Source organism: Streptomyces apricus (genome assembly GCF_008369065.1).
GTDB lineage: Bacteria > Actinomycetota > Actinomycetes > Streptomycetales > Streptomycetaceae > Streptomyces > Streptomyces apricus.
Map to the genome: position 1 here is coordinate 622,818 of NZ_VDFC01000047.1, position 9,492 is coordinate 632,309.

General features: G+C 72.6%; 5 protein-coding genes and 1 pseudogene. 2 read left to right on the plus strand and 4 right to left on the minus strand.

What is annotated here, in order from left to right; genetic code table 11:
* Nucleotides 1–86: 86 nt before the first annotated feature.
* Both FGF04_RS29205 and FGF04_RS29210 read right to left on the minus strand, forming a co-directional pair.
* Nucleotides 87–2,657, minus strand: coding sequence for an ABC transporter permease (locus FGF04_RS29205; RefSeq protein ID WP_149514289.1), 2,571 nt, complete (start codon nt 2,655–2,657; stop codon nt 87–89).
* The gene (locus FGF04_RS29210) at nt 2,654–3,442 is read right to left on the minus strand and encodes an ABC transporter ATP-binding protein (RefSeq protein ID WP_149514290.1); all 789 of its coding nucleotides are present in this window, start codon (nt 3,440–3,442) and stop codon (nt 2,654–2,656) included. Before FGF04_RS29210 ends, FGF04_RS29205 begins: the two co-directional genes overlap by 4 nt.
* A 504-nt stretch (nt 3,443–3,946) precedes the next feature.
* Here FGF04_RS29210 and FGF04_RS29215 point away from each other — a divergent pair.
* Both FGF04_RS29215 and FGF04_RS29220 read left to right on the plus strand, forming a co-directional pair.
* Nucleotides 3,947–5,434 (plus strand): MFS transporter, encoded by a 1,488-nt coding sequence (locus FGF04_RS29215; RefSeq protein WP_149514437.1) that lies wholly within the window; start codon nt 3,947–3,949, stop codon nt 5,432–5,434.
* 339 nt (nt 5,435–5,773) lie between these two features.
* Nucleotides 5,774–7,240, plus strand: a pseudogene (locus FGF04_RS29220) (sodium/solute symporter); the annotation flags it as partial.
* A 126-nt stretch (nt 7,241–7,366) separates the two neighbouring features.
* On the opposite strand, the gene FGF04_RS29225 reads toward FGF04_RS29220, so the two are convergent.
* Nucleotides 7,367–8,254 (minus strand): coiled-coil domain-containing protein, encoded by an 888-nt coding sequence (locus tag FGF04_RS29225; RefSeq protein ID WP_149514292.1) that lies wholly within the window; start codon nt 8,252–8,254, stop codon nt 7,367–7,369.
* 150 nt (nt 8,255–8,404) lie between these two features.
* The coding region (locus tag FGF04_RS29230; RefSeq protein ID WP_235882547.1) for an SUKH-4 family immunity protein at nt 8,405–9,492 on the minus strand (1,088 nt) is incomplete at its 5' end.

The following is a 9,492-nucleotide window of genomic DNA, read 5'->3' on the forward strand; positions in this document are numbered from 1 at the left end:
CCCCGCGCCCCTGGGTACCCAGGGGCGCGGGGAACTGCGCGGTCAACCCCCACCGGGGCCGCACCGTACGGACCAGCCGGCGGCAGCTACTCCGTCGCGATGGCGTTCAGGACGTTCATCCGGCCCGCCCGGAACGCCGGCACCAGCGCCGCGAACAGGCCCACGAAGGCCGACCCGACGAAGACCGCGATGATCGTCGGCCAGGGGATGTCCAGGACCTTCAGGCCCTCCAGGGCGAGGAGCTTCTGGGCGGTGGCGCCCCAGCCCATGCCCAGGCCCAGGCCCAGCAGCGCTCCGAAGAGGGCGATGACCACCGACTCCAGGCGGATCATGCGGCGCATCTGCCGGCGGGAGAGGCCGATGGCGCGCATCAGGCCGATCTCACGGGTCCGCTCGACGACCGAGAGCGCCAGGGTGTTCACGACGCCCAGCACCGCCACGACGATCGCGAGGGCCAGCAGGCCGTAGACCATGTTCAGGAGCTGCCCGATCTGGTCCTTGAGCTCCTGCTTGTAGTCGGTCTGGTCGCGGACCTGGTACTGGGGGTACGCGTCCAGGGACTTCTTCAGCGCCGCGTACGCCGTCTTCTCCTGGCCGTCCTTCGCGGTGGCGAACATGATGTCGTTCGGCGGGACCTTGTCGGCCGGGACGTACCGCTCCATCGTGGCGATGCTCAGGTAACGCGAGCCCTTGTCGATGGCCACGTCGTCGTCCGTGACGGCCGCGACCTTCAGCTTCGCGGTCCGGCCGCCCTTGAAGGCGACGGTCATCGTGTCGCCGACCTTCACGCCGTGTTCCTCGGCGTAGTCGGAGCCCACCGACATCGCGTCCTTCCCGTACGCCGCCGACAGGTCGCCCGCGACGGTCTCGCGCCGCAGGTCGCTGGCGTACGTCGGGTCGGCGGCCGTGACGTCGCTGTCCTCGGTCCTGCCGTCGGGCGAGGTCAGCTTCGCCTCGACCATCTTGTAGCTGGTGACGTGCTCCAGGCCCGGCGTGTCCTCGATGGCCTGCTGGGCCTGCGGCACGATCCGCTGGTTGCCCTGGACGATGAAGTCCGTGCCGACCGACCGGTCCAGCTCCTCCGTGGCGGAGGCCACCATCGAGGAGCCGACCACGGAGAGGCAGGCGACCAGCGCGAGGCCGATCATCAGGGCCGCTCCGGTGGCGCCGGTACGCCGCGGGTTGCGCAGCGCGTTGCGTTCGGCGAGGCGGCCGACGGGGCCGAAGGCGCGCAGCAGGACCGCGCTGATGACCCGGACCACGCCGCCCGCGAGCAGCGGGCCGATGATGACGAACCCGATCAGGGAGAGCACCACGCCGATGCCCAGCATCGACGCGCCGTCGCTCGCCTTGTCCGCGCCGGCCGCCGTGAAGAGGGCGGCGCCGCCGGCACCCGTGAGGACCAGGCCGATGAGGCCGCGGATCCAGCCCGCTTTGCCGTCGGCCGGCGTACCGGCGTCGCGCAGGGCGGCCATCGGGGAGACCTTGCCCGCGCGGCGGGCCGGCAGGTAGGCGGCCAGGACGGTGACGACGATGCCCAGGACCAGGCCGATCACCGGGGTCGCGGCCTTCACGGTCAGGTCGTCGGTGGAGAGGTTCATGCCCGCCATGGACATGAGCTTCATGAGGCCGATCGCGATGCCGACGCCGGCGGCGACCCCGAGGACCGAGCCCACGACACCGAGCAGCAGCGCCTCGACGAGCACGGACCGGTTGACCTGCTTGCGGGAGGAGCCGATGGCGCGCATCAGGCCGATCTCGCGGGTGCGCTGGGCGACCAGCATCGAGAAGGTGTTGATGATGAGGAAGATGCCGACGAGGAAGGCGATCCCGGCGAAGCCGAGCATGGCGTACTTGATGACGTCCATGAACTCGCCGACGCCCTCGCGGCCCTCGTCCGCGAACTCCTTCTGTGTCTGGACCTTGAACGCCCCCGCCCCGGTCAGCTCCGTGGACACGTTCTGCTTGAGCCGCGCGTCACTCACGCCGGCGGCGGCCGTGACGTTGATCTGGGTGAACCGGTCCTCGGCGCCGAGCAGTTCGCGCTGGGCGGTGGCCCGGTCGAAGTAGACGACGGCAGCACCGGGGTTGGTGATCTTGAAGGTGGCGATGCCGACGATCTTCGCCTTGAAGTCCCCGGTGACGGCTATGGTCCGCAGCTCGTCACCCATCTTCAGGTGGTGCTTGTCCGCGGTGTCGGCGTCGACCATGACCTCGGTGGGACCGCGCGGGGCGTGCCCCGCGGTGATCTCCATCGAACGCAGGTCGTTCTTCGTCCAGTTGCTCGCGATCGTCGGGGCGCCGGTGCTCGACCCCATGTTCTCGTTGTCGCTGTCGACGACGGTCACGTTCAGCGAGTTGACGACGCCCTCGGCGGACTCGACGCCCTCGGCCTGCCGGGCCCGCTCGACCGCGGAGGCGGGCAGCGACTCGGGCTTGCCGTTCTGCGGGGTGTCGTCGACCTTCGCCGCCTTCGGGGAGACCGTGACGTCGGCCGCGGTGGTCGCGAAGAGCTTGTCGAAGGTGGTGTTCATCGTGTCGGTGAAGACGAGCGTGCCGCACACGAACGCCACCGACAGCAGGACGGCGACGGCCGACAGGGCCATGCGTCCCTTGTGCGCGAAGAAGTTGCGCATCGAGGTCTTGAGGACGGTCATGACGTACGCCCCCGGGCGTCGAAGTCCTTCATGCGGTCGAGGACGGCGTCGGCCGTCGGGCGGAGCATCTCGTCGACGATCCGGCCGTCGGCGAGGTACAGCACGCGGTCCGCGTAGGAGGCGGCGACGGGGTCGTGCGTCACCATCACGATGGTCTGGCCGAGTTCGTCGACCGAGCGGCGCAGGAAGCCCAGGACCTCGGCGCCGGCGCGGGAGTCGAGGTTCCCGGTCGGCTCGTCGCCGAAGATGATCTCGGGACGCGCGGCCAGGGCGCGGGCCACGGCGACGCGCTGCTGCTGGCCGCCGGAGAGCTGGTTGGGCCGGTGCTTGAGCCGGGAGGCGAGCCCGACGGTCTCCACGACCTGGGCCAGCCACGCCTTGTCGGGCCTGCGTCCCGCGATGTCCATCGGGAGCGTGATGTTCTCCAGGGCGCTGAGCGTGGGCAGCAGGTTGAACGCCTGGAAGATGAAGCCGATCCGGTCCCGGCGCAGCTGCGTGAGCTTCTTGTCCTTGAGCTTCGTGATCTCGGTCTCGTCCAGGAAGATCTGCCCGGAGGAGACGGTGTCGAGGCCGGCGAGGCAGTGCATCAGCGTGGACTTGCCGGACCCGGAGGGGCCCATGATCGCGGTGAAGCGGCCCCGCGCGATGTCCACGTCGACCCGGTCCAGGGCGACGACGCGGGTCTCACCGGACCCGTACGCCTTCACGACCTGCCGCGCCCGCGCGGCAACGGCCGTACGCTCTCCAGTGCCCCCGTGCCTGGGAATGGTTACAGCCGATGTCACGGTATGTCTCCTAAGTCGGTCACCGCGAGGCAGTGACGAGGTGCGGTCGTCCGCATCGCTGCGGTGTGTGCGGATGGTGCGGTCGTCGTGCGGCCGCCGTGCAGCCAGTCGTGCGCTCGTCGTGCAGTCGTCGTGCGCTTACGGCGACAAGTCTGGTGCGCGGGGCCCTCCCCCGCGCTGGTGCCCGGCGCAGTCTTGTGCGGGGGTAAACCCCACCCCCGAAGGTGCGGAACACCGCCCCGGCGGTGCGGGACGCCGCCCCCCAGCGGCATAAAGCCAGGTTAAGGACGGCCGCGCGCCGTCTCGTCCTCCGCCGGGACGACCCCTCCCCGAGCCGAAGTGGTGACATCCCCCTAGGGGTTGTCCGCCCACCGGCGGAGCCGGCCCCGGGGAGGGCGCACCCTCCCGCGGTGTGCGGCACGGATGGGAGAGTGGCCCCGGCAGATAGGTGCAAGGGGAAGGAATCCTGTGGGCCAGGGGGACACCGAGATACCGGCCGTGCCGATGGAAGGGCCCGCCGCGGCGCGGGCCGCGGTCCGCACCCGCCGGGCCGTCGTCGCCGCCCTGATGCTGTGCATGGCCCTGGCCGCGCTCGACTCCACGATCGTGTCGACCGCCGTCCCCCAGATCGTCGGCGACCTCGGCGGCTTCGCCGTCTTCTCGTGGCTGTTCTCCGGCTACCTGCTCGCCGTGACCGTCACGCTGCCCGTCTACGGCAAGCTCTCCGACACCTTCGGCCGCAAGCCCGTTCTGATCGCCGGCTGCGTCCTCTTCCTGCTCGGCTCGCTGCTGTGCGCGCTCGCCTGGAACATGGCCGCGCTGATCGCGTTCCGCATCGTCCAGGGCCTGGGCGGCGGCGCCCTCCAGGGCACGGTCCAGACGCTCGCCGCCGACCTCTACCCGCTCGAACAGCGCCCCAGGATCCAGGCCAAGCTGTCCTCGGTGTGGGCCACCTCGGCGATCGCGGGCCCGGCGCTGGGCGGGATCCTCGCCGCGTACGCCGACTGGCGCTGGATCTTCCTCATCAACCTGCCGTTCGGCGCGCTCGCCCTGTGGCTGCTGGTGCGCCACCTGCACGAGCCGGAGCGGGCCGCCCCCGCGCACCCGCCGCACGTCGACTGGGCGGGCGCGGTCACCGTCTTCGCCTGCGGCGGCGTCCTGCTGACGGCCCTGGTACAGGGCGGGGTGGCGTGGCCCTGGCTGTCGGCGCCCTCGGTCGCGCTGTTCTGCACCGGGTTCGCGCTCGTGGCCCTCCTGGTGTTCGTCGAGCGCCGGGCGGCCGAGCCGATCATCCCCGGCTGGGTCTGGCGCCGGCGCACCATCGCCGCGGTGAACCTGGCACTCGGCGCGCTGGGCCTGCTCATGGTCGCCCCCACGGTCTTCCTGCCCACGTACGCGCAGTCGGTCCTCGGGCTCGCCCCGATCGCCGCCGGCTTCGTGCTCTCCGTGTGGACGCTGAGCTGGCCGGTCTCGGCGGCCCTCAGCCAGCACGTCTACCGGCGCATCGGCTTCCGCAACACCGCGCTGCTCGGCATCGGCACGGCCACGCTGGTCCTGGCCGCCTTCCCCTTCCTGCCCTACCCGGGCGAGGCCTGGCAGCCCACGGCCCTGATGTTCCTCCTCGGCGGGGCGCTCGGGCTCTTCCAGCTGCCCCTGCTCATCGGCGTGCAGTCGAGCGTCGACTGGGCGGAGCGCGGTACGACCACCGCCTCCGTCCTCTTCTGCCGCCAGAGCGGCCAGACGATCGGCGCCGCCCTGTTCGGCGCGGTCGCCAACGGGGTGCTCGCCTCCCGGCTGGGCGGCGCGGGCGACCTGGACTCGGTGACCGCGTCCCTGGGGTCGGGCGCCCCCGCCGAGCACGTGCGGCGCGCGGTCGCCGAGGCGGTGCACTCCGTCTACTTCGGCGCGGCCTGCGCGGCGGCGGTGGCCTTCCTGGTCGTGCTGTTCATGGCGCCCCGCCGCTTCCCGGTGGCGGAGAAGCCCGCGGACTGACCTTCCGGGGGCCGGCCGCGGACCGACCTTCCGGGGGCCGGGTGCGCCGGCCGACAGGAACGCGGCGCACGTAAAGAGGTTATCGGCGGTAACACCCGAGGTCAGCGAAGTAAGCGCATACCGACCAATCAGTTTGTCGAAACCCTCGCGCCGCTCGGCTACTTGCGAGTAGCGTGCGTGCTCGCTCACCCCCCGCTCCCTGCGGTCCCCACCGGACCCGAGCCACGCAAGGAGAACCGGGATGTCTTACGACACGTCCCCGTCGTCCCCGTTCCCGCCGCACCACCAACCCCAACAGCCTTACCAGCCCTACCAGTCCCACCCTACCAGTCCCACCCCGGCCTCGCCGTCGCGGGCGACTACATCTCCGCGGCGACGGTCCTCGGCACCGGCGGCGTCATCGCGCTCTTCGGGTACGACGGCGTCGTCCTCGCGCTGAGCACCGCCCTGTCGCTCATGCTCCTGATGTTCCTGCTGGCCGAACCCCTGCGCAACGCGGGCCGGTTCACCATGGGCGACGCCTTGGCCCGCCGGATGCCGGACCGGACGGTACGGATCGCGGCGTGCGCGGTGACGCTGACCGCGCTGCTGCCGCTGATGCTCGTGCAACTGGCGGGCACCGGCGACCTGCTCGCCTTCATCCTCGGCTTCTCCGGCTCCGGACTGAAGACGGGCTGCATCGTCGGCCTCGGCATCCTGATGATCAGTTACGCGGCGATCGGCGGGATGAAGGGCACCGCGCTCATCCAGATCATGAAGATCGTGATGCTGCTCGGCTCCGGCGCCGTCGTCGCCGTCCTCATCCTGAACCGGTTCGACTGGAGCCTCGGCGGCCTCTTCGCACAGGCGGCGCGCAACAGCGGGGCGGGCTCCGCCTTCCTCGGCTCCGGGCTGCAGTTCTCGGGCGGGCCGAGCCCCCGCCTGGACATGATCACCGCGCAGCTGACGGTGGTGCTGGGCGGGGCGTGCCTGCCGCACATCACCATGCGCATGTACACCGCGGGCAGCGCCCGCCAGGTGCGCCGGTCGATGTCCTGGGCGGTGCCGGCCGTGGCCCTGTTCGTCCTCGTCATCACGGTCGTCGGCTTCGGGGCGACGGCGCTGATCGGGCGCGAGGCGATCGCGGGCGCCGACCCGCAGGGCAACACCGCCTACCTGCTGGGCGCGCGGGCCGCATTCGGGGCGGACGTCTCGACGGCGGAATCGTTCCTCTTCACCACCGTCACCGCCGCGCTCTTCCTGACGGTGCTCGCCTCGGTCGCCGGCATGATCCTCGCCTGCGCCAACTCCCTGGCCCACGACGTCTTCGCGCACCGCAGGCAGGAGCTGTCCCCGCGCCGCGAGATGACCCTCGCGCGGGTGTCCGCGGCGGCGGTCGGCGTCCCGGCGATCGTGCTGGCCACGCTGGTCCAGCACCACAGCCTGCAGCCGCTGGTCACGCTGTCGTTCTGCCTGGGCGCCTCGGCCATCGCGCCCGCGCTGGTCTACAGCCTCTTCTGGCGCCGCTACACCCGCACCGGCCTGCTGTGCACGCTCATCGGCGGCACCCTCGGCACGCTGGTCCTGATGACCGGCACGAACCTCGTCTCCGGGTCCCCCATCTCCGCCTTCCCGGACCACGACTTCACCTGGTTCCCGTTCACCACCACCGGCCTCGTCTCCGTCCCGCTGGGCTTCGCCCTCGGCTGGCTCGGCACGGTGGCCTCGGGCCGGCGCCGGACGGAGGAGCACCGCAGGCAGTACGAGACGGTGGAGGCCTGGATCCTCGCGGGAGCGGTCCGCGGAGAACGGGGAACCGAAAGCTGAGGGAACACGGCCCGTACCCCTTCGGCCCGAAGGAGTACGGGCCGAAGGGCTACGGACCGAAGGCGTACGGGTCCAAGGGCCACGGGCCGAAGGGGTACGGGTCGAAGGGCCACGGGCCGGCCGGGGTCACTCGGCCGCCGCCCGGCCCGTCAGGGCCGCGAGGCTGCTGCGCACGTGGTCCATGTGGGCCTGCACCTCGTCCCACCGTTCGCCGTGCTCCCGCAGGACCCGTTCCGTCTCGCGGGCCGTGCGCTCCTCCTGGGCGCGTGCCTCGGCGAGCAGTTCGGCGGCGCGGGCTTCCGCGTCCTCCTGGAGCCGGCGGGCCTCCTCCTCCGCCCCGGCCAGGGAGCGGCCCGCCTCGGCCAGATCCTCCTCGGCGCGCGCGACCAGCTCCTCGTGGCGCGCGTCGAGGGCGGCCTCCCGCTCGGCGGCCTCGCCCTCGGCCCGTTCCCGGCGCCCGGCGTGCTCCTTCTCCTGCGCGGTGACCAGGTCCTCGCCGCGCCGCCGCGCCTCGCGCAGCGCGGCCAGCGCCCCGGCGCGGCTCTCCTTCACCGCGCGCCGCGCGGAGACCCGCAGCTCGTCGGCCTCGGCCCGGGCCGCGAGCAGCCGCTGCCCGGCCTGCTCCTCGGCCCCGGCGCGCACCTCGTCGGCCGCCGCCCGCGCGGCCCCGCGCACCGCGTCGGCCGCCGCCAGCGCCTCGGCCACCACCAGGTCCGCCTCCTGCCGCGCACTCGCGCGCACCGCCGCGGCCTCCTCCTCACCCAGCGCGAGGAGCCGCCGGGCCCGCTCGCCGAGCTGCTCGTACGTCTGCGGGGCGAGCCGCGTCACGACCTCGCGCAGCCGCACCGCCTCGGACTCCATCTCCCGGGCCAGCACGGTCAGCCGGGCGGCCCGTTCCCAGGCGGCGTCCCGCCCCGCCGAGAGCGCCGCCGTGTACGCGTCGACCTGTCCGGGACGGTAGCCACGGCCCCGTACGGTCTCGAATCCCTGGGACGGCACCGGTGAGCTGCTCATGCCGGACATCCTGAAGGATCGGACGTAAGTGTTCATAACGCGACACTCCGCGCGTTCCGCCGACCCAGGACCGGGCAAGCGGAGGGGGCCGGGCCCGGTCGACCGACCGGGCCCGGCCCCCTCGTCACTTCCGTGCGGGGCGCCGCGCCGTCAGAGCAGGCCGTCCCACATCTGCTCCAGCAGCACCGACCACCAGCTCTCCGGCGACCCGAGGGCCGCCGGGTCCAGCGCGGCCAGCTGCGCCTGGAAGTCGACGGTCCAGCGGCCCGCCTGCTCCTGGTTGAGGCCGTAGCGAAGACGCCACATACGGCCCAGCAGTGCGAGACTGCGCGCGAACTCCGGCAGCCCCGTGTTCACGAACTGCGGCGGTACGGGAGCACCGCCCGGCCCCGCCTCCACGGGCACCGCCACGATGTTCGCGGTCCCGTACTGGACACAGATCGCCTTGCCGAAGTCACTGCCCATGACGAGGTACGAGCCCGCGTCCGCGCCCGGCTGGATGCCCCGCTCCTGCGCCAGTTCGGCGAGCGTGGGCACCGGCCGGCCCGGCTGGGCCTGCGCCCAGAAGAACGGGTTCATGTCGACGGGCAGCCCCGCCACCACCAGGGTGTGCGCCACGATCGGCGGCACGCCCTGCCGGGACACCGCCGCCTGGTCGAACCGGAACAGGCCCGGCCCGAAGGCCGCCGCCAGCTCCTGTCCGATCGCCTCCGGCGGGATCGGCGGCGCGGGCGGCACCGGCGGCAACGGCGCCCGCACCGGCGCGGGCCGCGCCGGGCCGTCGGCGACCTGGTGCAGCTCACCCTGGTGGGCGAGCAGCTGCGCCATGCCCTGCTGACGGCTCGCGTGGTCGGTGCCGTACGAGGCGATGCTGGTGATCCGCGCCTGCGGCCAGCTCTCCCGGATCATCCGCGCGCAGTAGGCGCCCGGCAGCTCGCAGGACTCCAGCTCCGTGTGCAGTTCGAGGACCTGCTGCGGCGGCACGTTCATCGCCCGCAGCTCGTGCAGGATCTGCCACTCCGGGTGCGGGGTGCCCGGCGCCGACCGCCGGATCAGCTGCTGCTCGCTGCCGTCCTGCGCGCGGTAGCGCAGCACGGCCTGGTAGCCGGGGCCGACCGTGGGCTGCGCCTGCTGCGGGTAGCCGTAGGCCGGGGGCTGCCCGGGCAGGGACTKGCCCGGCACAGGCTGACCCGGCATCGGCTGACCCGGGAAGGGCTGCTGACCGGGGAAGGGCTGGC